The organism is Sorangium sp. So ce321, assembly GCF_051530195.1.
Taxonomy (GTDB): Bacteria; Myxococcota_A; Polyangia; order Polyangiales; family Polyangiaceae; genus Sorangium.
Genome location: NZ_CP150329.1, coordinates 12056246 through 12080029, shown reverse-complemented (window position 1 = coordinate 12080029; position 23784 = coordinate 12056246). Strand labels below are relative to the sequence as shown.

General features: G+C 73.0%; 15 protein-coding genes and 2 tRNA genes. 14 read left to right on the top strand and 3 right to left on the bottom strand.

Features of this window, described 5'->3' with window-relative positions; translation table 11 throughout:
- Nucleotides 1-51 precede the first annotated feature (51 nt).
- Nucleotides 52-1521, top strand: a complete 1470-nt coding sequence (locus WME89_RS44835; protein ID WP_438005686.1) for a UDP-N-acetylmuramoyl-tripeptide--D-alanyl-D-alanine ligase — start codon at nt 52-54, stop codon at nt 1519-1521.
- Nucleotides 1522-1534: 13 nt separating this feature from the next.
- Here the strand turns inward: WME89_RS44835 and WME89_RS44830 are convergent, their stop codons facing one another.
- Complete coding sequence (locus WME89_RS44830) at nt 1535-2146, bottom strand: peptide deformylase (protein WP_438005685.1); 612 nt, start codon at nt 2144-2146, stop codon at nt 1535-1537.
- Nucleotides 2147-2277: 131 nt separating this feature from the next.
- Here WME89_RS44830 and WME89_RS44825 point away from each other — a divergent pair, with 131 nt between their 5' ends.
- The 11 genes from WME89_RS44825 to rpsI all read left to right on the top strand — a co-directional run bounded on the left by WME89_RS44825 (nt 2278) and on the right by rpsI (nt 15424).
- Nucleotides 2278-4737 (top strand): MMPL family transporter, encoded by a 2460-nt coding sequence (locus WME89_RS44825; protein ID WP_438005684.1) that lies wholly within the window; start codon nt 2278-2280, stop codon nt 4735-4737.
- 10 nt (nt 4738-4747) lie between these two features.
- Nucleotides 4748-6151, top strand: a complete 1404-nt coding sequence (locus tag WME89_RS44820; protein ID WP_438005683.1) for a hypothetical protein — start codon at nt 4748-4750, stop codon at nt 6149-6151.
- Nucleotides 6148-7509 carry a hypothetical protein gene (locus WME89_RS44815; RefSeq protein ID WP_438005682.1) on the top strand — a complete coding sequence of 454 codons (1362 nt, stop codon included), beginning with the start codon at nt 6148-6150 and terminating at the stop codon, nt 7507-7509. Before WME89_RS44820 ends, WME89_RS44815 begins: the two co-directional genes overlap by 4 nt.
- A 361-nt stretch (nt 7510-7870) precedes the next feature.
- Nucleotides 7871-8311: an RNA recognition motif domain-containing protein gene (locus WME89_RS44810; protein WP_437657965.1), complete on the top strand. Its 441-nt coding sequence runs from the start codon at nt 7871-7873 to the stop codon at nt 8309-8311.
- A 304-nt stretch (nt 8312-8615) separates the two neighbouring features.
- Complete coding sequence (locus WME89_RS44805; RefSeq protein WP_438005681.1) at nt 8616-9896, top strand: MFS transporter; 1281 nt, start codon at nt 8616-8618, stop codon at nt 9894-9896.
- Nucleotides 9897-9954: 58 nt separating this feature from the next.
- Nucleotides 9955-11790: a glutamine--fructose-6-phosphate transaminase (isomerizing) gene (glmS, locus tag WME89_RS44800; protein ID WP_438005680.1), complete on the top strand. Its 1836-nt coding sequence runs from the start codon at nt 9955-9957 to the stop codon at nt 11788-11790.
- A 147-nt stretch (nt 11791-11937) separates the two neighbouring features.
- Entirely contained in the window at nt 11938-13764 is a 1827-nt protein-coding gene (locus tag WME89_RS44795) for a sensor histidine kinase (RefSeq protein ID WP_438005679.1), read from the top strand.
- A gap of 32 nt (nt 13765-13796) precedes the next feature.
- A tRNA-Ser gene (locus WME89_RS44790) sits at nt 13797-13883 on the top strand.
- A gap of 107 nt (nt 13884-13990) precedes the next feature.
- Nucleotides 13991-14075: transfer RNA gene (locus WME89_RS44785), tRNA-Ser, on the top strand.
- Nucleotides 14076-14573: 498 nt separating this feature from the next.
- Nucleotides 14574-15023: a 50S ribosomal protein L13 gene (gene rplM, locus WME89_RS44780; protein ID WP_436620473.1), complete on the top strand. Its 450-nt coding sequence runs from the start codon at nt 14574-14576 to the stop codon at nt 15021-15023.
- A gap of 8 nt (nt 15024-15031) precedes the next feature.
- Nucleotides 15032-15424, top strand: coding sequence for a 30S ribosomal protein S9 (gene rpsI / locus WME89_RS44775; protein WP_436620474.1), 393 nt, complete (start codon nt 15032-15034; stop codon nt 15422-15424).
- 351 nt (nt 15425-15775) lie between these two features.
- Here rpsI and WME89_RS44770 read toward each other — a convergent pair whose 3' ends face one another.
- Nucleotides 15776-17839 carry a peptidoglycan DD-metalloendopeptidase family protein gene (locus WME89_RS44770; protein WP_438005678.1) on the bottom strand — a complete coding sequence of 688 codons (2064 nt, stop codon included), beginning with the start codon at nt 17837-17839 and terminating at the stop codon, nt 15776-15778.
- Nucleotides 17840-17958: 119 nt separating this feature from the next.
- On the opposite strand from WME89_RS44770, the gene WME89_RS44765 reads away from it, so the two are divergent.
- Together WME89_RS44765 and WME89_RS44760 are read left to right on the top strand one after the other, a co-directional pair.
- Nucleotides 17959-18834 carry a tetratricopeptide repeat protein gene (locus WME89_RS44765; protein WP_438005677.1) on the top strand — a complete coding sequence of 292 codons (876 nt, stop codon included), beginning with the start codon at nt 17959-17961 and terminating at the stop codon, nt 18832-18834.
- 3 nt (nt 18835-18837) lie between these two features.
- Nucleotides 18838-20085: a DUF2062 domain-containing protein gene (locus tag WME89_RS44760; RefSeq protein WP_438005676.1), complete on the top strand. Its 1248-nt coding sequence runs from the start codon at nt 18838-18840 to the stop codon at nt 20083-20085.
- Between the two features lie 1139 nt (nt 20086-21224).
- Here WME89_RS44760 and WME89_RS44755 read toward each other — a convergent pair.
- Complete coding sequence (locus tag WME89_RS44755) at nt 21225-21677, bottom strand: DNA-binding protein (protein WP_437620945.1); 453 nt, start codon at nt 21675-21677, stop codon at nt 21225-21227.
- Nucleotides 21678-23784: the final 2107 nt, after the last annotated feature.

The window sequence follows — 23784 nt, the reverse complement described above, 5'->3', positions numbered from 1 at the left end:
GCAGGCGATTCGTTGGCCCTGCGCCCCGTTCCATGCTGGTGATCGGCCGCCATGGCGACGCCCATCCCACAGAACCTCGCCACCTTCTCCCTTGACGAGCTGGCGCGTGCGACCGGCGGACGCGTGCTGAGGACCGGGCCGGCCGCGCGGGGCATCTCGACCGACAGCCGCACGATCGCGCCCGGCGCGGCGTTCGTCGCGCTCACCGGCGAGAGCTTCGACGGCCACCGGTTCCTCGACGCGGCCGCGCAGCGCGGGGCGGCCGCGTTCGTCGTGTCCCGCGAGGTGGCCCTGCCGCCCGCAGGCGGCGTGGTGCTCGTGGAGGACGGTCTCGCGGCGCTCGGGGCGCTGGCGCGGGCGCACCGCGATCGATGGCGAAGGGGCGCCCACCCCAAGGGACCGCGCGCGCTCGTCGCGGTCGGAGGCTCCGCCGGCAAGACGACGACGACGCGGACCACCGCGGCGCTGCTCGCGGGCGCGGGCCGCGGCGACGTGCACGCGACCGCGGGCAACCTCAACAACGCCATCGGCCTGCCGATGACGCTGCTCGGGCTCGAGGAGCGCCATCGCTTCGCCGTCGTCGAGATCGGCACGAACCAGCGCGGCGAGGTCGCGGCCCTCGCGCGGATCGCCGGGCCCGACCTCGCCGTGCTGACCTCCATCGGCATCGAGCACACCGAGGGGCTCGGCACGCTGGACGACGTCGCCGCGGAGGAAGGCGACCTGCTCGCCGCCCTGCCGGCCGAGGGGGTCGCCCTCGGCAACGGGGACGACGCGAAGGTGGTCGAGCAGCTCGCCCGCGCCGGCTCCGCGCGGCGGATCACCTACGGCTTCGGCGAGCGCGCGCAGATCCGGATCGCGGGGCGCCGGCCGGTCGGGGTCCGCGGCACGTCGGTGCGGCTCGACCGGGGAGGCGAGGCGCTGGAGCTCGTCGTCCCGCTGCTCGGAGAGGCGGGCGCGCTGGCCGCGGCGGCCGCGGTCGCCGTGGTGGAAGAGGCGCTCGGCGAGCGGCTCTCGACGGAGCGGGCGGCCGAGGCCGCCGCGGGGCTCGCGCCGCCGGGGGACGGACGCCTGTCCGTCCGCGAGCTGTCGGACGGCACCGTGGTGATCGACGACAGCTACAACGCCAACCCGCTGTCCATGCGGTCGTCGATCAAGACGGCCGCCGAGCTGGCCGGCGCGCTCGGGAAGCGGCTGGTCCTGCTGCTCGGCGAGATGCGCGAGCTCGGCGCGCTCGCCGCGGCGGAGCACGACGCCCTCGGCGCGGAGGTCGGCAGCATGCGCCCCGCCGCGCTGATCGCCGTCGGCGGCGAGGCGTCGCGGATCGCGCGCGCCGCCGAGGCGGCCGGCGTGCGGGCGTGGTTCGCCGGCGACGCGAGCGCCGCCGCGGATCGCGCGCTGGAGACCGTCGAGCGCGGCGATCTGGTGCTCGTGAAGGGCTCGCGCGGGATCAGGATGGAGCGGATCGTGGAAGCGCTCGCCGGGCGCGGCGCGGGCGCCGGCAGCTCGCCCGCCCGGTGAGCGCGCGCCGGCGTCACGCGCCGAGCGCGGCCCGCACCTCCGCGACGGACTGGCTGAGCAGCAGCTTCGCCTCCTCGTTGCTGCACAAGGAGCGCGAGATCATGCGATCGACGTAGAGCGTGCCGCGGAGGTGATCGACCTCGTGCTGGAGGATCCGGGCGGGCCAGCCGGTCGCCTCCCAGCGGACCTCCCTGCCGTCCTCGTCCACGCCGCTCACCTCGACCGAGAGATCGCGCTCGACCAGCGCCATGTAGCCCGGGACACTGAGGCAGCCCTCGAAGAACGTCGCGCGCCCGGCCCCGGCCACGCTCGAGAGCGGCGGCGCGAGGACCTTCAGCGTCGGGTTGATGATCACCCTGAGCGGAAAGGGCACGCGACCGCGCTCGGCGCGCTGGCCCGGTGTGAGGCGGGACATCAGCTCCTCGCTGTCCTCGAGCACGATGACCTGCTGGCCGACGCCGATCTGCGGCGCCGCGAGCCCCACGCCGGGCGCCTTGCGCATCACGGAGACCATCGTCGAGACGAGCTGCTTGAGCTGCTTGGTCCCGATCTCCTCGGGCGGGACGGGCGCGGCGGGCTTCCGCAGGACGGCTCGGCCTGCGAGGACGATCGGGGGGAGATCCATGCCGCCGGGATGAATCGGCGCGGTGGCGGGCGCAAGGGCTGTCGGCCCTGGATCGCGGTCCGCGTGGATGTCCTCGCGGCGAGGCGGGGGTGAGGGTAGAGGAGCGGCGCCGAGCTCCGTCCGGCCCCGCCATGGCAGCGCCCCCTCCGTCATCGCCGGCTCGCGCGCGCCCCCCGCGCCGGCCGCTCCGCCTCGCCGTCGCGATCGCCCTCGCGGCGCTGACGCTCGCCGCCTTCGCCGCCGTGACGCTGCGGCTGCAGCTCGAGCCGAACGTCGCCTCGCTCCTGCCCGAGCGCGGGGACGCCGCGGCGCTGCGCCGGTACGTGCGCGGGTTCGGCGGCGGCGACCTCGGCGTCGTGATGGTCAAGGGGGACGACCCCGACGAGAACGCCGCCGTCGCCGCGGAGATCGCGCGGGCCCTGTCGGCGCGCCCGACCGTGCAGCGCGCCGCCGACCGCATCGAGGTCGCGCGCGCGCTCGACCCGTGGCTCGCCTTCCGGCACGCGGACGCGCGTGTACGAGAGCGGCTCGCCGCCGCCCTCACACCCGAGGGCATGCGGGAGCGCCTCGCGGAGACGCGCGCCATGCTGCTCGCGCCGGGCGGCGGCGCCGCGGCCGAGGCGATCGCGGCCGACCCGCTGCGGCTCTCGCAGCTCGTCTTCGAGTCCGCGGACATCGGATCCGGGGTGCGCACGCAGGCGGACGGCGCCTTCGCCACGGACGACGGCAAGGTGCACCTCGTCCTCGTGCAGCCGGCCGGGCAGGCGCTCCGCGGCGCCGACGCGCGCGCCTTCGTCGCCGACGCGAACGCCGTGCTCGGCGCCGTCCGCGCGGCGCACCCGAAGATCGCGCTCGGGCTCACCGGCGGGCACGCCATCGCCGCGGCCACCGAGGAGATGCTCACGCGCGACCTCGCCGTCTCGGGGTCGCTCTCGATGCTGCTCGCCTCCGCCGTGTTCGCGCTGCTCTTCCGCCGCCTGCGCGCGCTCGCCGCGGTGATGCCGCCGCTCGTGCTCGGCACGGTCTGGACCGCGGGGCTCGCGACGGCGCTCCCGGGCGGCCTCAGCGCGATCGCGGTCGCCTTCATGTCGGTGGTCGTCGGCGTCGGCGTCGACACCGGCGTCCATGTCTACGCCGCGCTGCTCGAGGCGCGGCGCGAGGGCCTCGATCCCGAGGCGGCGGGGCGCGCCGCGAGGGCGCGGACGTCGCGCGCGGTGCTCGTCGCCGCGGTCACCGCGGCGGCGGCCTTCGGGGCCCTCGCGCTGTCGGACATCAACGCGCTCCGGCAGCTCGGTCTCCTGTGCGCCGCGGGCGAGGTGCTCACGGCGATCGCGATCGTCGTCGTGACGCCCGCCGTCGGTGCGTGGCTCGAGCGCGGGACCCCGCCGCCCGAGGCGCCGGCGCGCTGGCCCGAGGGCCTCTACCGGCTCACCCGCACCCGGGGCCGCGCGCTCGCCGTCGCCGCGCTCGCGGCGCTCCCCGTCGCGGCGGTCGCCTTCGGCGCGGCGCCGCCGCTCGCCGAGGCCATCGTCGCGATCAGGCCCGCCGAGCTCGAGCCCCTCAAGGTGCAGCAGGCGATCTTCGACGCTTTCGGCGGGCGGCGCGGGCAGTGGGTGGTGCTCCTCGCGGACGGCGAGCAGGAGCGCGCCCGCGCGCGCGCCGACCGGATCGCGGAGCGCCTCGCCGCGATGAAGGCCGACGTGGAGGCCGTCGACGCGCTCACCGCGCTCGCGCCCGCCGCCTCGACCCAGGCCGAGCGGTTCGCCGCGCGCGACGCGCTCGACCTGCCGGGCAAGGCCGACGAGCTCGCGCGGGCGCTCCGCGACACGGGCTTCGCCCCCGAGCGCTTCTCGGCGGTGCTCGACGGGATGCGCGCCCCGCCGCGGCAAGAGGTGGCGCTGTCCGATCTCGAGCGCGGCCCCGCGTCCATCCTGCTCTCGCGCTACCTCGGGGCGGAAGGCGGCGACGCGCTCGTCGCGCTGTACGTGCGGCCCCGCGAGGCCGGCTCGGTCGAGCGGATCGAGCGCGCGATCCGGGAGGAGGATCCGCGGGCCATGCTCACCGGCTACACCCGGCTCGAGGCGTCGCTCCGCGAGACGCTCGCGCATGACATGCCGCGGATCGGGCTCGTCGCGGGCGCGCTCGTGCTGCTGGCGCTCTCGGCCTCGCTCCGCAGCGCGCGCGACATCGCGCTGGCCGCGCTCGTCGTCGCCTCCGAGATCTCCCTCGTCCTCCTGCTGATCCGGGCGCTCGGCATCCCCTTGCACGCGTACGACGCGCTCGTCATCCCGGTGCTGCTCGGGATCACCGTGGACGAGGGAATGTTCTTGCTCCATCGCGCCCGGAGCATCGAGGCCGCGGGGGGTGGCGACGCGGTGATCCGCGAGACGCTGCGCCACGAGGGGCCGGCCATCGCGGCGACCGCGCTGACCACGGCCGCGGGCTTCTCCGCGCTCGCGTTCTGCAGGTTCGACGGCCTCCGCGATCTCGGCCGCGTCGGGGCGCTCGGCAGCGCCGTGGGCCTCGTCGTCGCGCTCCTCGTGGTGCCGGCGGGGCTGCGGCTCTGGCCCCGGGCCCACCGACGCGCGTAACATCACCGCGTTGTCGCCCCGGCGTCTCCTCCTGCTCGCTCTCCTCGCGCTCGCGCGCCCTGCCGCAGCGCAGCCGTCGCCTCCGCCCGCGGCCGCTCCGCCGCGCCCGGCTGCGCCGGCTCCGCGGCCGCCACGCCCGGCTGTCGCCCGCGCCGTCGACGCGCTCGCGCGCTCGCTCGAGCCCGTGACCGGCCGCGCGCTCGTCGCCGCCGCGCCGCTGGTCTCCGACGCGCCGGCGCCGCGCGGCGCGCAGCTCGCGGCCGCGCTCGCGGCCCAGCTCGCCGGCAAGCTCGGCGCCTCCGCGCGCGCTCAGAAGGACCCGATCCCGCTGCCGCTCGCGCGCGAGGCCGCGCGCGACGACGGGGCGCTCGTCCACCTCGCCGTCGAGATCGCGGCGGGGCGCCTGCGCGTCACCGCCGACGTGTACCCGGTGCCCCGCACCGTCTGGGCGCGCATCCGCGATCCCGAGCCGGGGCCCATCGCCCACGCCTACGCCGAGGTGCCCATCGACGCGGAGATCCGCAGCTTCCTCGCGCCCATCCCGCTCGTCGCCGCCCGGGTCGATCGCGCGAAGAACTTCGAGGGTGACGTGGTCGCGCTCGCGTGCGGTGATCTCGACGCCGACGGCTCGCTCGAGATCCTCAGCGTGAGCCGCCGCCGCGTGACGACGCTCCGCCTGCGCGCCGGCCGGGTCGTGCCGCTCTCGTCGCGCTCCTGGCCGGACGTCGTCGGGGTGCACCCGTCGCCGCTCCGCGAGCCGCTCGCGTTCGCGACGCTCGTCGAGCGCGAGCGGGACGGCGAGCCCTTGCCGCCGTACGCCGACGTGGGGCTCAGCGATCGCGCGCGCAGCATCCGCTTCGACGGCAAGCTCCAGGCTCTCGCGGAGCTCCCCGGGCTCGCGGTCCCGGACGCGGGCGGCTCCGCGTGCGCGACGACGTGGGGGCCGCTGCTCACCGGCCCGCTCGGGCCGTGCGCCTCGGCGGATCCGCCGCCGGCGACCCCGGCGCTGGCCGGCCGGTACGACGCGCTCGCGTCGGCGCGGCTCCTGTCCGCGCGGGGTGAGCCGTTCACGGTCTGGGCGACGCGCGAGCGCGGCGCCGTCGAGCTCCGGGACAGCGCGGGACGACGCAGGCCGGTGGGCAGCGCCGGGGCGCAGCTCGCGATCGGCGATCTCGATCAGGATGGACAGCCCGAGCTGCTCGCCAGCCTCGACGTGCTGGATCCGCTCGAGGACGCGGTCGTGGTCTGGTCGTGGCGGCGCCGCGAGGGCGCCCCCGACCGCGCGGCGCTCGAGGAGGTCCTGCGCCTGCCGGCGCCGGCGGGGGTGCGCGCCCTCGCGGTCTGTCCGCCCGACGGGGCAGGGCGTGCCCCCTTCGCGGTCGCGACGGCCGACGAGATCTGGGTGGTGCGGTGAGCCGGGCGCTCGCGCGCCGCGCCTTCCTCGGCGGCGCCGGCGCGCTGCTCGGCGCCGCCGCCCTCCCCCGCCGCGCCAGCGCCATGGGGCGCACGCCGCTCGGCGGTCGCGTCTCGATGCACCTCCCGTGGCCGACGAGCTCGCTCGATCCGCACGACCTGAGCGACCCGGCCGCGGCCCTGTTCGCGCCGGCGATCGCCGACAGCCTCTACGGGACCGACGCGTCCGGGAACCCGTACCCGACGCTGGCGTCCGCGCTGCCGTCCCGCGACGGCGACGCCGCGGTCGTGCGCCTGCGCGAGGGGCTGCGCACCGCGCGCCTCGTCAAGCTCGACGGCCGCGACATCGTGAGCTCGGTCGAGCGCGCCCGCGCCCGCGGCGCGGCCGCCGCCCTCGCCGAGGTCCCGAGGCCCGAGCGCCACCCGAAGGATCCGCTCGCCGCCGTGTTCCCGCGCGCGGACCCGGGCCGCGTCGCCCGCGCGCTCGCGTCGCCCCTGGTCGCGCTCCTGCCGCGCAGCTTCGATCCTGCGGCGCCGGACGGCACCGGCGCGTTCCGGGCCGACCTCGGCCCGCGGCAGATCACGCTGACGCGCAACGACGTCGCCGCGCGCGGCGCCGCCTTCCTCGACGCGATCGACGTGATCCGCTCCGAGGACCTGACGACCTCGCTCCGCGCGTTCGAGACCGAGCGCGACGACCTCGGCTGGCTCGGCGCCGGGCTGCACACGAACCGCCGCGGCGCCGTCCGGTTCGATCTGGGCGTCGCCGGGTGGATCGTGCTCACCACGAGCCCCGACGCCGGCCTCTTCGGCCAGCCCGGGGTCGCGCAGCGGCTCGTCGATGCGCTGCCCCCCGAGCGCCTCGCGCACCTCGGCCTGGTCGGCCTCCCCAAGGCGCACGGCGATCCCGCGTGGGGCGGCCCCCCGGCGGAGCTGCTCGTGGATGAGTCTGCCGCGCACCTCGTCGAGGTCGCCGAGGCGGTCGCGCCGATCCTCTCGCGGCCCGGGCACGAGGTCACGGCAGAGCCCGTACCTCGGGCGGAGCTCGGGCGCCGCCGCGCCCGCGGCACGGCGACCCTCGCGATCGAGCTCGTGCGCCCGCTCGGCCCGGGGCCCCTCAACGCGCTGCTCGCGCTCGCGACCGCCGACAGCCGCAGCCGTGCCCTCGACCTCGCCCGTCACCCGCCGCGGCTCGCGCCCACCGCCGCGCCGCGCTCGCTCACCGCGACGCTCCGCCTCGGTGTGATCGCCGAGGTCCGGATCGCGGGCGGCGTGATGCCGGACATCGCGCTCGCCCGCGCCGCGACCGGCGAGGGGTGGGATCTCGGCGCCACGTTCCGCCGTTCGGCCAGGCGCTGACGCGGCCCGGCGCAGCGCGAGGCGGGGCCGGCGCGGAGCCCCGCGGAGGCAGGCGCGACCGTGGGGCAGGCGTTCGGGACGTCCCGGCGGCCGGCGCGACGATGGAGGCTGCTTCGAGCGCTTGCGCCGAGGGGACATTTGGTTACTATCGGCTGGTCACGAACGTCACTGGCACTCGACACGACGCTTCTCTTCTCGGGGATCGCGGATTGATCGCGGACTGGACGACGCAACGTGTGGCGCATCGGGGGCTCCTCCCCAGCGCCGCCCTCCCTCGATCCCCCACGGCTCCATCGGGACGGCAGGGCATTGTTCGGCACCGAAGCTGACATCTCGCAGAGCCGTGAAGTGAATCAGTGTCATGGGTACTCGCCTCTACGTTGGTAATCTCCCCTTCTCCGCCACCAAGGCCTCCGTGCAGGCTGCATTTGCCGCGACTGGCGGCGAGGTGACGGACGTGCATATCGTGACCGACCGCGAGAGCGGGCAGTCGCGAGGTTTCGGGTTCGTCACGATGGGCACGCCTGAGCAGGCCCAGCAGGCGATCGAGCAGATGAACGGCGCCATGATGGACGGCCGTCCGCTTCGCGTGAACGAGGCGGAGGAGCGGGTCCAGCGCGGCGGTGGTGGCGGCGGCAGTTACGGCGGCGGCGGCGGCGGCGGTTACGGCGGCGGCGGCGGCGGCGGTGGTCGCGGCGGCGGCGGCGGCGGTTACGGCGGCGGCGGCGGCGGCGGTGGTCGCGGCGGCGGCGGTGGTGGTCGCGGCGGCCGTGGTGGTCGCGGCGGCGGCGACCGGTACTAGGCCGAGCCAGGTCGACGTTGGGTGCGGCGGCGCCTCTTTCCGGGGGCGCCGCCGTTTTCGTTTGTGCGCCGCCGCTCGGCGGCGGCCAGTCCCCTCAGCTCTGGGCGCCGCGGTAGCTGGTACTCGGTCGAGGCCTCCGCCTCGTCGACCGTCACCTCGGCACCGGCCGCCGCGCCGTCGCGGAGCACCACCTTCGCGACCGCCATCGCGATCAGGCCCAGGCAGCTTGCCCCTGCGTCGCGCGAGCGTCAGAGACCGTCACGCTGGGCGCCCCTCGCGCTCCGGGCGCAGCAGCACGCCGCCGATGCCACCTGTCCTTCCTTTGCAGCTCAAACCATCTCCCCGGGCGATATCGCTCTACTACTTCGGCATCTTCGCCGTCCTCGGCGTGTACCTGCCGCTCTTCCCGAGCTGGCTACAGGCGCGCGAGGTCCGCGGCCTCGCGATGGGGGCGATCGCGGCGACGCTCCCGGCGATGGGCCTCGTCGCTCCCCCGGTGTTCGGCTTCCTCGCCGACGCGCTCGGCGTGCGGGTGTGGCTGATCCGCGCGGCCTGCGCCGGCGCCCTCGCCGTGTTCGCGCTGCTCGCGCTCTCGTCGGCGCTGGGCGTCGCGCTCGGCTTCGGCGGTCTCTTCTTCGCGGCGCTCGCGTTCGCGTTCTTCCGCGCGCCGATGTTCATGATGGCCGACGTCGTCGCGATGGACGCGTCGATGAGCTCCGGCATCGCGTACGGCAGGCTCAGGCTGTGGGGATCGATCAGCTTCGCGCTGATGGCGATCGCCGGCGGGGCGCTCATCGATCCGGCGCGGCCGGAGGCGTTCCCCGCCGTGATGACCGCCGCGCTGCTGGCCGCGTTCATCGTCTCGTGGCTGCTGCCGGCGCGCGGCGAGGTGCCCTTCCGGCGGCCCGGCCAGCAGCGCGGCGAGGCCGCTGCGCAGGCGCCCGACGCCGGGAGCTCGGTGCGGCAGCGCGCTCGTGCCCTCCTCCAGAGCCGCGACTTCCGCCTGTTCCTCGCGGCGTCGTTCCTGGCCCAGAGCGCGAACTCTTCGTACGACCTCTGCTACACGCTGCACCTCCGCGACACCGGCTTCCCCGAGTCGCTGGTGGGGGTCGCGTGGGCCGTCGGGGTCGCTGCCGAGATCGCGCTCATGGCGTTCTCTGGCCCCCTGCTCCAGCGGTTCGCGCCGCCCACGCTGCTCGCCTTCGCCTTCGCCGGCGCCGCGCTCCGGTGGGCGCTGCTCTCCAGCGTGCGCTGGTGGCCCGCCTTGCTCGCCATCCAGCCGCTCCACGCCGTCTCGTTCGGGATGATGTGGGTCGCGTCGATCGCTTACACGCGAGATCGCGCCCCGCCTCAGGTCCTCGCCACCGCGCAGGGGCTCTTCTCGGCCAGCGCCGGGGCGGGATCCGTCATCGGAATGCTCGCCTGGGGCGAGCTCTACAAGCGCGGGGGCGGCTCCCTCACGTTCGGCGTCGCCGCGATCACGGCATCGATAGCATTCGTCCTGGCTGTGACCTTCGCGCGGTCGACGCGGCGTCCAGTGCCAGGGAGCTCAGTTTTTTCTGCCAGCTCTCAGTACCAGGAGTAACGTTAACTTTTCCGCGGCACGCGTAGGCGCGCGCGGGCATTACCTGAACGAGGCGAGCATGTGCGGGATCGTCGGATACGTTGGGTCAAAGAAGGCGGCGCCGATCATCGTCGAAGGGCTGCGCAAGCTGGAGTATCGGGGCTACGACTCGGCCGGCATTGCCATTCATGACGGCAAGGGCATCGAGATCGTCCGGACGCTTGGCAAGCTGGTCAAGCTCAGCGAGGCGCTCGAGAAGAGGACCCTCGACGGCACCACCGGCATCGGCCACACGCGCTGGGCGACGCACGGCCGCCCGAGCGAGGTGAACGCCCACCCGCACTCCGCCGGTCCGGTGGCCGTCGTTCACAACGGCATCATCGAGAACCACGTCTCCATCCGCCAGCAGCTGGAGAGCCAGGGCGTCAAGTTCCTCTCCGACACGGACACCGAGATCGTCGCTCACCTCGTTCACCGCGAGCTCCAGAAGGGCGCGAAGTCGCTCTTCGAGGCGGTGCGCGGGTCGCTCCGCCAGGTCCACGGCGCCTACGCGATCGCGGTCGTCTCGCGCGATGAGCCCGGCGTCATCGTCGCCGCCCGGTACGGCTCGCCGCTCGTCGTCGGCACCGGCGAGAACGAGATGCTGTGCGGCAGCGACATCCCCGCGCTGCTCTCGCACACCCGCGACATGATCTTCCTCGAGGACGGCGACATCGTCGAGCTGCGCGCGACCGGCGTCCGCATCGAGACCGTGGCCAGCAGCGACAAGGTCGAGCGGCGCGTGAAGCGCATCGACTGGAGCCCCGTCCAGGCGGAGCGCGGCGGCTACAAGCACTTCATGCTGAAGGAGATCCACGAGCAGCCCGACGTCGTCGAGGCGACGCTGCGCGGCAGGATCGATCTCGCCGCCGGCGACGTGCACGCGACCGAGATGGGCGTCACGCCCGAGTTCGCGAAGGAGCTGCGCCGCGTCTACATCGTCGCGTGCGGCACGAGCCACCACGCCGGGATCGCGGGGCGCTACTGGATCGAGCAGCTCGCCCGCGTCCCCACGGTGGTCGAGCTCGCGAGCGAGGTCCGCTACCGCGAGCCGATCTTCTTCCCCGACGACCTCGTGATCGCCATCAGCCAGTCGGGCGAGACCGCCGACACGATCGCGGCCCTCAAGGCCGCGAAGGCGCAGGGCGCCAAGGTGCTGGCGCTCTGCAACGTGCTCGACAGCGCGATCCCGCGCCTCTCCGACGGCGCGCTCTACACGCACGCGGGCCCCGAGATTGGCGTCGCCTCGACCAAGGCGTTCACCACGCAGCTCGCCGCGCTGCTCCTGTTCGCGGTCTACCTCGGCCGCCGCCGCGACTCGCTGTCGGCGGATCGCGGGCGCGAGATCCTCCAGGCCCTCTGGGAGATCCCGAGCCACATGCGCGAGGTGCTCGGCGACGCCGACTACGTGCACGCGATCGCGAAGCGCCTCGTCCACGCCAAGGACGTCCTCTTCCTCGGGCGCGGCCTCGGCTTCCCCATCGCGCTCGAGGGCGCGCTCAAGCTCAAGGAGATCTCGTACGCCCACGCGGAGGGCTACGCGGCCGGCGAGATGAAGCACGGGCCGATCGCCCTCATCGACGAGGATCTCCCCGTGATCGTCGTCTGCCCGCGCGACGCGCACTACGACAAGACCTTCTCCAACCTGCAGGAGGTCCGGGCGCGCGAGGGGCAGGTCTTCGCGATCGCGACGAAGGGCGACGAGGCGATCCTGGAGATCGCCCAGCACCACGTCTGGATCCCCAAGGTGCCGGACGAGGTGGGGCCGCTCCTCACGGTGCTCCCGCTCCAGCTCATCGCCTATTACGTCGCCAACCTGAAGGGCAACGACGTCGACCAGCCGCGCAACCTCGCGAAGACCGTCACGGTCGAGTAGCGGCTCCTCTCGCCAGGAGGGCTGCTCCGACACGGCGAGCGGGCCTCCTCACCGCACGGGCGCGGCCTCACCGCACGGGCGCGACCTTCGCGGGCGGCCCGCGCCCAGGCCAGCGCGCCCGATCCGGGCCGCGGCTATGCTGCGCGCATGCGCATCCCCGGCAGAACGGAGCGGCGGGTCGTCGCGGCCATCCTCGTGACCGCGCTGATCCCGCTGGTCGCGAGCATCGTCGTCGCCAGGACGGTGATCGCGCGGGTGTCGGCGACGGCGTTCCAGCCCGAGTTCGGCGTCCACCTGGACAGGGCGCTCGGCGTGTACGCCGAGCTGGCCGCCGCCATCAAGCAGGGCATGCGCTTCGAGGCCGAGGCGATCGCCGCGGCGGACCCGCTGCGCCAGCGCGCCTTCGCCGGCGACGAGCCGCGCCTCGGGGCCGAGCTCGCGCGCCTCGTCGCGGCCCACCCGGCGCTGGTCTCCCTCCGCGTCGAGCGGTGCGGGGGCGAGCTCGTCGGCGCGCGGGAGCGCGGCCGCCCGGTCGACCCGGCGCGCGAGAAGACGCTCACCGTGCGCAGGCCGATCGAGCGCGCCGCGGGCTCGCCCGGCGAGCCCGCGCTCGAGGACGCCGCGTGCGACGGCGACGCGAGGGCGCTCGTCGCGACGTTCGCCGCGCCGAGCGCCCGCTTCGACGAGCTCCAGGAGGCGCAGGCGTTCGCGCAGGCGTACCGCGCGATCGAGCGGGAGCACCGGAAGGAGTACCTCGACGAGAGCTACGGCGACGCCTTCGCCGCGCTGCTCGGCGCGACGATCGTCCTCGCCGTCCTCGCCGGCGTGCTCGTGGCGCGCCCGGTGGTCGACCGCATCGCGCGCCTGGCCGCCGCGACGCGGCCCGTCGCGGAGGGCGATCTCTCGGTGCGCGTGGCGCTCCAGGGCAACGACGAGGTCGCCGATCTCGGCCGCGCCTTCGATCGGATGCTCGAGGAGCTCGAGGGCAGCCGCGCGCGGATCGAGTTCCTGAAGCGCATGGGCGAGTGGCAGAAGATGGCGCGGCACCTCGCGCACGAGATCAAGAACCCGCTGACCCCCATCCAGCTCGCGGTCGAGGAGTGCCACCGCCGGTATGCGGGCAGCGACCCGGCCTACCAGCGCCTGCTCCAGACGACGCTGGAGGTCGTCGAGGAGGAGGTCGGCACGCTGCGCCGGCTCGTCGGCGAGTTCTCGAGCTTCGCGCGGCTGCCGCAGGCCGAGCTCGAGCCCTCGGACCTCGCGGAGTTCCTGCGGGAGCAGGGCGAGCGCTTCGCGGCGGTCGAGGAGGCGGGGCGAGAGCACGCCTCGGACGAGGCGCTGTTCGGGCGCGTCGATCTCGAGTTTCACGTGCCGGACGCCCCGATGCCGGCCGCGCTCGATCGGGAGATGCTCCGCCGCGCGCTCGGCAACATCGTGCGCAACGCGGCGCAGGCGCTGCGCGACGCGCAGCGGGCGGCGCCCGGCGGCCGAGCAGCAGAGCGCCCTGGCGCCGCCGTCTGGGGCAAGGTCCGCGTCTCGGCGCGGACCGAGGGGCAGAGCTACCTCATCGCGGTCGACGACGACGGCCCCGGCATCGATCCCGCCGTGCGCGACTCGGTGTTCGATCCCTACGTCACGACGCGGTACGACGGCACCGGGCTCGGCCTGAGCATCGTGAAGAAGATCGTCGTCGACCACGGCGGCACCATCGATGTGCTCGAGTCGCCGCTCGGCGGCGCGCGCTTCGTCATCCGGCTCCCGCGCGCGGGCACGCCGGCGGCGCGCGCCGCGCTCAGGGCCGAGCGCGAGGGCGAACCGCGCGCGTCGGGTGAGCCGGGCAGCCCGGCGACCCGCGGGCGCGAGCTCTTCTCCGAGGGCGATCGCGAGGCGACCCCGGAGGGCGCCGGCCTGCCGGCGAAGGGCTCCGGCAGCGAAAGCGCGCCTCCGGATCGCCGATGGTCAGGAGATGCTTGACCGACCGGCCTCACTTTGCCATGTTCGCCCGCGGAGAGGTGACCGAGAGGCCGAAGGTGCCTGATTCGAAATCAGGTGTACCCGCAAGGGTACCGCGGGTTCGAATCCCGCTCTCTCCGCTACGCTTGGCTGCTTGCCCCAGTTGAACCAGGTGGGCTCCGACCGCCCGCTCCCTCGCGAGCGGCGTAGGTACGGCAGAAGCGAGGCGCGCGTCGAAGAAGTATCGGGAGAGGTGACCGAGTGGTCGAAGGTGCACGACTGGAAATCGTGTGTACGGAAACGTACCGCGGGTTCGAATCCCGCCCTCTCCGCTGGACCGAGCAGTCGGTCGATTCCTGGTCGTGAGCTTCTCGAGAAGGAGCCCGCAGGACTTCCTCTCCTGACGAGGCCGCCGGGCAGCGGCCTCCAACGGAAGTCGAGCTTCCGCCTCCTCGGCCGAGGCTGAGGGCGCCCCGAACGGCGGGAGATCCTGCCGGCGGTGACACCGCGCAGGGCGCGGGGGTGCACCGGGGGGATCGCGCTCTGCCTTGCAAGGCCCGATGACCGGATGAAGAGCGGGCAAACACGGCCAGCAAGCGCAGAAGAAGCCTCAGCGGGCCGGGCTCACCAGGCGGACAGAGCGGCGCAGAACGAGCAGCAGGTAGAACGAGCAGAACGAAACAACGGCCAGGTCGCGGACCGGCATGCTTGACCACCCCCCTCGGGGAGACGATGGTCCATCAGAAACCAGAGACGCTTGACAGGCGGAGGGCCGCCTTGTAGAAGTTGCGCCCCTTTTTGGCAGGCGCCCTTCCGGAGTTTTTCGCCCAATGAATCCTCAGCCCAAGTCCTTTTCCGCCAAGCCTGCGGAGGCCCGCAACGAGCGTACGTGGTGGGTGATCGACGCGGAAGGCAAGCCCCTCGGCCGCCTTGCCAGCCGCATCGCCATGGTGCTGCGCGGCAAGACGAAGCCCACGTTCACGCCGCACGTCGACACCGGCGACTTCGTGATCGTCGTGAACGCCAAGAAGGTCCTTCTGACGGGTCGCAAGCTCCAGCAGAAGAACTACGTGCGGCACAGCGGCGAGCCGGGCGGCTTCCGTTCCGAGCCGTACGGTCACCTGCTCGAGCGCAAGCCGGAGCTCCCCATCCAGAAGGCCGTGAAGGGCATGCTCCCGAAGAACGTGCTCGGGCGAGAGCTCCTCACCAAGCTCAAGGTCTACGCCGGTCCCGATCACCCCCACGCGGCGCAGAAGCCGCAGCCCCTTAGCTACAGCTGAGCAAAGCCATGACGGAAACGAGAACGTACGCCACTGGTAAGCGTAAGACCGCGGTCGCGCGCGTCTTCCTCTCGCCGGGCACCGGCACCATCAAGGTGAACAAGCGTCCCGCCGACGAGTACTTCGTCCGCGAGACCTCGCGCATGGTGATGCGGCAGTCGCTGGAGCTGCTGGAGCTGCTCGAGCAGTTCGACGTCAACGCGACGGTGGTCGGTGGCGGCCACAGCGCCCAGGCCGAGGCGATGCGGCACGGCATCGCGCGCGCCCTCTGCGAGCTCGATCCGGAGCGCAGGTCGTCGCTGAAGCGCGCTGGCTTCCTCACGCGCGACGCGCGCAAGAAGGAGCGCAAGAAGTACGGCCAGCCCGGCGCCCGCAAGCGTTTCCAGTACTCGAAGCGCTAGCAGGTCGCGGCTTCTGCCCTCGGGGCGGACGCCATGGCAAGGACACCGAGGACGCGAGGGCAGAATCCCTCGGCGTCCTTGGTGCTTTTTGTCGTTGGTCGTCCTCGACGAGCCCGACGACGCAAGGGCGTATCGCCCGGCGTCCTCGATGTTCTCTTCATCGGCCGTTCGCGACGACGCTGGCGGACGCGAGGGGGCAGCCCCCGGGCTTTCGCGCGCCCGCGGTCCCATCGAGCGGACCGCCCGGCCGGCTCGGTGTCTTCGAGCGGACCGCCCGGCCGGCTCGGTGTCTTCGAGCGGACCGCCCGGCCGGCTCGATGTCTTCGAGCGGACCGCCCGGCCCGCTCGATGTCACATCGTTTCTGATGGATTCTTGAGGTCGGCGCCCTCGATGAGCTCGCCCTCATCATCCCCGGCGCCCTGCGGCGGCTGCGCTTCAGGCTCGGTCGGTCCGCTCGGACCGACCTCGGGCGCCGCCGGGACCGCCGTGTCGCTGCCGGCAGCTGCGGGCGGCGCAGCGGTGGGCTCCGCGACCGCCTCTGGCTTCACCGGCTCGGGCGGCGGCTCGGGCAGCGGGATGGCGTCGAGCCGTCTGTCGAGGGCCTCCTTCGCCGCGGCGAACGCCGCGCGATCGATGCCGGGCATCACGCGCTCTCCGTCGAGCTGGAGCGTCTCGGCGTCGAAGTACTTGCCGTCCTTCTTGGCGCTGAAGTGGAGGTGCGGGCCCGTCGAGCGGCCGGTCGACCCCACGTAGCCGACGAGCTGATGGGTCCCGACCTTCATGCCGGTCTTGATGCCGGGGGCATACCTCGACAGGTGGGCGTAGCCGGTGCTGATGCCGTTCGCGTGCGCGATGGTGACGAGGTTCCCGCTCGGACCCGCAGGGCCGACCCACTCGACCACGCCGCGGTAAGCCGAGTACACCGGCGTTCCCATGGGCGCGCCGAGGTCCGTGCCGTTGTGGGGCATCCTCTTCTTCAGCACCGGATGCATCCGGTTCGGGTTGAACTTCGAGGTCACCGGCGCGCCAGGGACCGGCGAGCGCCAGCCGCCGGCGTGCGGCTGGCGGCCGCGCTCATCGAAGTAGCCGCGGGCCTCCTGCCCCTTAAAGTCGTAGATGCGCAGCGGCTTCTCGGCGGGATCTGCCGGCCGGTACTCGAGCGCGACGATCTTCTTGTACCGGGAGAACATCCCGAGCGCCGTCTCCTCCATGGCGATCAGCCGGACGGTGCTCCCTTCCTCGAAGCTCTCGGTCGACATGCGCCCGCTGAGCGCCTCGTCGATCACGTCGAGCACGCCTGTTTCGAGGCCCCCCGACTGGTACGCGCTGGCGAGGTCCTTCCCGACATAGAAGGCGGCGACGACCTCCTCCTCGGCGATCTTCATGTCGAGCGTGGTGCCCGAGAGCAGCCCGGCCGCGTCCTCCCTCGCCTGGTAGATCTCGCTCGACGAGACCTCGTACTCGAAGGCGCGGACGCGGCGCGTGGAGCGGTCCATCGCGACGGTGAACCGGTCCTTGCGGCCGCACTTGTCGAACTTCCGCAGGCCGTCGAAGGCCTTCATGATCCGGTAGACCTGCGCCTTCGGGACGCCCTTGTCGGCGAGGGCCGTGATGAACGACCGGCGGTCCATCACGTCGCTCGCCATGAGCACGGACGGATCCTTCGCGAGCTCGGAGGCCCGCCACGGGCCAGGCAGCGGGCTGCGCTTCTTGGCCTTCAGCTCGGGCGCCGCGGAGGGCTTCGCGCCCTCCTCCGTGCCCCCGGCCGAGCTCGTCGGGCTCGCCGCGACCAGCGCGCGCTCGTCGCGCACCGGGACGCCCTGGATCAGCAGGGCGATGAGCGAGGTGAGCGTGGCGAGACCGAAGATGCCGCCGAAGACCGCGGTCATGCGCGGCGAGAGGTGCGGCCCGGCCGGGGGCCGGCCGAGGCCAGGTGGCAGGCGCGGGCCGTCCACCGAGCCGGAGCCCGCGTAGGGCCCCTCGACGAGCGACGGCGTCCGCGGGGTCTGTCCGCGCGGCTCGCTGCCGCGCGACCAGGGCGCTGCCCCGCGCCCGCGAGAAGAAGGAGGAGGCAGCTGCGCCCACGTCGGCGCGGTGCGCGCGCGCGGATCGCCGCTGCGCGACCAGGGCGCGGCCGGGGCGCTCTCGCCGCGGCGATGGCTCGGCAGCGGCGCGGCCAGCTGCGGCGCGGCAGGCCTGCCGGACGCGTCGAGCGCGTCGTCCGTCACGTCCTCGGCGGCGCTGCTGCGCTCGATGTCCGCGCGGTCCGCGCGCGGCGTGTCCTGCGAGGCGGCGGCGCCGGGCTCCGCCGCGCTCCCGTCGGCTCCGTTCGCTCCGTCCCGCTCCTCGGAGCGGTCCGCGGCGTCCGGTGCCCCGGATGCCTCGAGCGGGTTCTGGGGTACTGCACTCGGCACGCCGACGTGCGTACCAAGGCATCGCCGGGGTTGCAACCGCGCGGGCTCCCGGCCCGCCGCGGGGGGCGCGCGGAAGACGCGACCGCATCGTACGCCGGTCGCGTAAGCTGGCGGGCCTCATGGACGACCGGCTGAAGCAGCTTCTGGTTCTCGGCAGGGAGCACTACGAACGGCGCGAGTATGATCTCGCCGAGCACGCTCTGCGGCAGATCCTCGAGAAGACCGACCGCTTCGCGGACGTGTTCAACATGCTTGGTGTCATCCTCCACGAGCGAGGAGACTTCCTCGCGGCCGAGGCCCACTTCGAGCGCGCGGTGCAGCTGAACGAGCACTACACGGAAGCGCTGCTGAACCTCGCCGTCACCTACAACGACCTCGGCAAATACGAAGCGGCGCGACAGGTCTACTCGCGCATCCGCCGCGGCGATGGCGAGGGCGGCCTCCTCGATCCGTTCGCGCGCGGCAAGCTCGCCAACATGCACGCGAACATCGCGAGGGCCTATGCCGAGGTCGGGTGCATGCAGGAGGCGATCGCCGAGCTCAAGCGGGCCGTGGCGCTGTGCCCGACGTTCGCGGATCTCCAGCTGCGCCTCGGGACGATGTACCGCGAGGCTGGCAATATGGGGCTCGCTCGCGAGCACTACGCGGCGGCGCGCGACGCGAACCCGAAGTACGCGCCTGCGCGCGTGCTGCTCGGGATCGCGCTGCTCTCCCTCGGCGCGTCCGATCAGGCGATCGCCGAGTGGCGCGAGGCGCTCGCGATCGATCCCGACAACATGACGGCCAAGATGTACCTTCGCATGGTCGAGGCGCAGCGGAACCCGCGCACCAAGGATGGCGCGCCACGCGAGTCGACGCCGCCGTCCACCGTGAGAAACGCGACCTGGGACGTGCTCGACGAGGCGACCCCCACGGAGGTGACCGACCTCCTGTCCACGGCGACATCCGATGCAGCGGAGGACCCAGATCACGCTGCACGGGAAGGCGACTCCTGAACGTTGGCGAAATACTCTCCGCTCCGCGAGGAGGTGCGCCGCGCGTGGCGTGAGCTCCGCGGCAGCGAGCTGTCCGCCGGGCGCACGGCTGTGGCGGTGGCGATCGGCCTGTTCATCGGCTCGCAGCCGATCTTCGGTTGCCACACGCCGCTCGTCCTCCTCCTCTGCCTGTGGTTCCGCCTCGACGCGGCGATTGCCTGGGTCGCCGCGAACATCTCCAACCCCTTGTTCGCGCCAGCGCTGCTCACCGCCGAGGTCCAGGTCGGGGCGTACCTCCGCACGGGCAGCTGGCTGCGGCTCCATGAGAAGATGAGCTGGGCGCAAGCGCTGTCCGAGTTCCCCGAGTACATGTTCCTCGGCGCGCCCGTGGTCGGGATCGCGCTCGCCGCCGTCGGCGGCGGCCTGATCTTCGCCATGGTCGCGCTGAAGCGGCGCCGAGCCCCGTCGCTGCAGAGCAGCAAGATCGAGCCGTATCGGCTCCCCGAGAGCGCGCCGCCGTGGGTCCACGCGGTCGAGCGGGTCGCGGCGAGGTACAGCCCGCCTGAGGGCGCCACGCCGGCGCAGCGCACGCGCTTTCACTATGTTCGCTTCAAGCTCCTCGGCGATCCCGTCGCGCGGCTGATTGCTGACATCGCCGGCGACCGCCCGGCCGCGCTGGGGGAGGTCCTCGATATAGGGACCGGGGCTGGCCAGCTGCCGATTCTCCTGCTCGAGCTCGGGAGGGCCGCGCGCGTGCGCGGGTTCGACTGGGATCGAGCCAAGATCGACGACGCGCTCCGCGCGAGCAGCGGGGGATCCGGCGCGGCGCTGCCGCTGTCGTCCGGGTCGCCCGGTCGGTCCGACGGGCCGCGTGTCGCCTCCGCGCTGCCCGCGGAGTTCTGGTGTGCCGACGCGCGCGAGGCGGAGCTGGGAGAGGCGGACACCGTGCTGCTCATCGACCTGCTCCACTACTTCCGCGTCGAGGAGCAGGACGCGATCCTGCGGCGGGCGGCGGTCGCGGTCCGCCCAGGAGGGCGCCTGCTCGTCCGCGAGGCGGACACCGAGCGCGGCTTGAGGAGCTCGGTCACGCTCCTCGAGGAGCGCATCTTCACCGCGCTCCGGTTCAACCGGGGCGAGCGTGTGCGCTTCCGCCCTGCCCGGGAGATCGTGGCGCTCCTCGAGCAGCTCGGCTTCTCCTGCGAGACGAGGCCAGCCTGGGGGAAAACGCCGTTCTCGAATGTCCTCATCGTCGGGACCCGAGCCCGGAGCTGAGCCCAAGTCGCGCCTCTCTCGGCAATCCCCCCTCATGCGCCTTCGGCGCGGCGCCCTCAGCGACCGTCGCTGGGAGGTCGGATCCAGCGTGCGGGCTCTGCCGGGTGTGTATCGAATCGGTCCACCACCATGGATGGTCAGAACCTGTCCAGCGCGGTGACGTCTGGTCTCGTGGAGCCCCTTCACTCCATGAGCCGTCGTGTCCCGTCGAGCGACCTTTGATGGCATAGACCATGCTTGAGGCGGGCGACGCTGGCGACGGCTCTGGCTGCCCGCGCACCCTTCTCGAACAACGATGGCCGAGAGCTCGAGGTGCCATCCGGAAAGCTCTCAAGCCTTCGGCGGGGGGCGCTAGCGGGCCGTATCGGGAGAGCGCTCACGCGCCTGGGCGAGAGGCGTTCGGGGGACTGCGCTGAGCAAATGCCGGGCTCGCCAGCACTGTAAGGCAGCAATATCCGCCTGGGGCGTCCTGTTCAGACGTCCGTGCAGGTAGGTTGGCTTCCAGGATCGCGCCAGCGCGCGGCGTTGCTCCAGGGCGCGCTCGCTCAGGGAAGGTTGGCGATGGGCGCGGGGCGCGCCAAGCGCTCACGGAAGCCACGCACGCTCGCAGCGCCGATCGTGCTCTGCCCGGTTGGCACTCTCGACCACGCTACAGCGCCAGGTAGCTAGATATGGTGGTCCCTCGATGTCGGCCCACGACATGTTGGGGGCTGGGCTGCATGGGACCCTCCGTCTCCCTGCAGCCATCCAAGGACGACAGGAGCACGGCGGGCGTGACATCGGGGTAAGGCAGCGTCCTGGGCACCGGAGCGGACCGTGCGCCCAAAGACCGCCGAGAGCAGCCGACGTCGTATCGCCGGGTCGGGCTGCTCACCAGCGGTCGGGCAAGGACCGATAGATAGCGCGAGCTGATGTCTCCACCGTGCTACGTGGAGGAGACATTGCTGGGGAAGTCTGCCTGAGGGGTGTCCTGAGGCGTGTACGGCAGCGGAGCTTGCTCCGCTCCGATGTGCGACGTGTCCACGCCTGCCTGGAGAGATCCCGGCTCGCCGCGATCTCCCCAGCTGGGCTTGGAGGCAGGCTGGACGTCGACCTCGGCTGGCGCGGGTGGACCCGCCTGGCGGAGGCTGGCGCCGGCTTTAGCGGGAAAAGTACTTGGTAGCCCGCTTCTCTCCTTTCGACGTGATCTTCTTCTCGACGAGCAGCTTCCGAATCGGCAGGGTCAGCTCCTTCGTCGTGGTGCCCAGATCCTTGGCGATCTGCTCCACGCCGTGGCCGCTGTTGGCCCGGATGTGCTCCAGGACCTTCTGCGTCATCGCGGCGAGCTCTTCCTTCGAGCGCTTCTCGCCCTTCTTGCGGGTGGGTTTCGCTGCGCGGGCAGGGCGCCCTGCCGCCTTCTTGACCTCCGCGGGCTGCTGAGGAGCGGCCTTGGCCCGACCTGCCTTGCGCGGCGCGGCGGCGGCAGCGACCGGCTGGCCCTCCCCCCGAAGCGCGTCGGCGACCGCTTCGAGAGCCGCTTTGCGGACAAGTCCGCTCAGCTGGGAGACAAATGCATCAACGTGGCTTCTGATTTCTTGTTCGACGTTGCTCATTGGATCTCGCGTCCCATGAATAGCTAGAGTTGTCAACTGCTGATCAGCGTCTTGCTTGAAAATAATTCGAGAGGTGTCTTCTCAACATGGGTCGGGAACCCGAGCTGGCGAGGTCCCCGTCCGGTCATGACGTGCTGGGGCGACCGGTCGAGCCGGACTCCAGCCACCGCTCCTCCCTGTGACGTCGGGGAGCGACGCTGCTCCTCTGGCGTCGCGCGTCGCGGAGCGGCGCCAGGCCCGATGGCCCTGCGCGGGGCAGCCAAGCTCGGTGGCCAGACCCGGCGCAGCCAGGCCAGGTGGCGTCGCTCCGCGAAGCCAGGCTCTGCCCAAACCGAGCAAGGGTGCGATGGACAGCGCCGTGCTCTTCTCTGCGCCGCTCCGCGGGCTCCCTGGGCCAGCCCCGTAACCGAGGGGAGCCAGCGACATTCCCACGAAGATTTGCTTTCCTGTGCTCCGGACACAAGCGACCCACCGCGCCGCGGCCGCGTCGCGCGCCCGACCCGAGGGCGCGTGGAGGAGCCTGGCCCCCCCGGCGAGTCGACCTCGATGAGAAAAAGTGTCATGGCCGAGGTCGCCGCTCCAGTCCATCCCCGGTGGGCTGGAACGGAGGCTAGAACCTTTCACTTCTGCATTCCGCCCCGCCCCGGCGGCGTATCCGTATGCCCGAGCTTTCGTCTCGTGGCCGCGCTGTTCTCCGGGATCGACCGCAACGTGTCGGCCGCCGAGCCGCCCTGCGGCGCTGTTGGCTTCATGAGGGCTGCCGCTCCCACCTGCCAGGACATCCCCCTGGCGGATCGAGGCGACGTCCCGAGCCGTACGCGACCACCCAGCCCACTCGGCCCACTCGGCCCACCGAGACTGCACCCCCCAGGCCACGTCGCCTTGTGCCTGGCTGCATCTTTTTGCGGCTGTGCTGGAGCTGCCCAGCCTGCGACCGTGTCGCCCAAACCCCTGGTCGCGTCCGAGCTCCGGCGGCCGCCCTGGCAAGCCGGAAGTCCGCCCGCGGGAGGTCACGAGGCCGCCGCTCCTGCTCAGCCGCCGATCCTGACTCGCCGGGTGACACTCGCGCTGGGCACCAGGGTGACGCTCGTCCGCGGTTCGCCCCTGCGACTGCGGGCGAAGCTCGCCGCCGCCGCCGGAGGCGACATCGAACCCCAGGGCGGGGCGGTGGTGGTGGACGCTGCTGGACAGTTCGTCACTCCTCGGATGCTCGACGCGCACTCCAACCTCGGGGTCTACCCGACACCAGGCGCGGTGGCCCACCTGGACGGCAGCGAACGGGAACCAGATACGAGGCCGGTGGTGCCGCAGGCTCAGTCCGCCGATGCCTTCTGGCCACAGGACCCGGGTATCGAACGGGCAGTCGCTGGTGGTGTTACGACCATACAAGTCCTTTCGGGTTCAGGCAACCTGATTAGAGGGTGCGCGGTAACGATGGAGCTCCGGCCGGTCCGCTCTCCCAGCCAGATGCCCGTCACCGTGGCGCCCGGCGGGCTGAAAGTGGCTAGCGGGGAGAACCCGAAGCGCAGCTACGGCAAGGACAAGCGGACAGCGGGTGGCCGGTATGGGCAACCTCGCTCTCCAGCGGGCGGCCTTTCTCAAGGCCAAGAAGCTCCAGACGGACTGGGCGCGATGGCGCGACGACGAGTCGCGCCGGATTGCGACCGAGGCGAAGAGGCGATCGCCCACGAGGCGGGAACGCCCGACACCCCACGCCTCCTCCTGCGAAGACCCTGCCGTGCCCACTCCCCGATCGAGGACCACCGCGCGGCGCGTTGATCGCGGTGAGCCATCTCCGCAGTCGTCTCCGCCGCCCACCGGACGGCCGATGGCGAGACACGCGAGGGCGACACCTGCGTGATCAGGATGGCCTCACCGCACGCGCAGGCAACGGCGCCGCGCCGCTGGCCGCCGTGAGCGTGCCCCGGTGAGGCCGCGCGCTCATCGCGCCGAGCCGCTCGGGCGCGCTCACGCCGGTGGAGCTCGACGAGCTCCGCGGCGCGCCTGTCGTGTCGGCCACAGTCCCTCCGCCGTTCGCGCCACACCTCGGTGTCGCGGCGAGCGCTGGTCATGAGAGCAGCGCGCCCGCATGCGCCGCGCGCTGCGA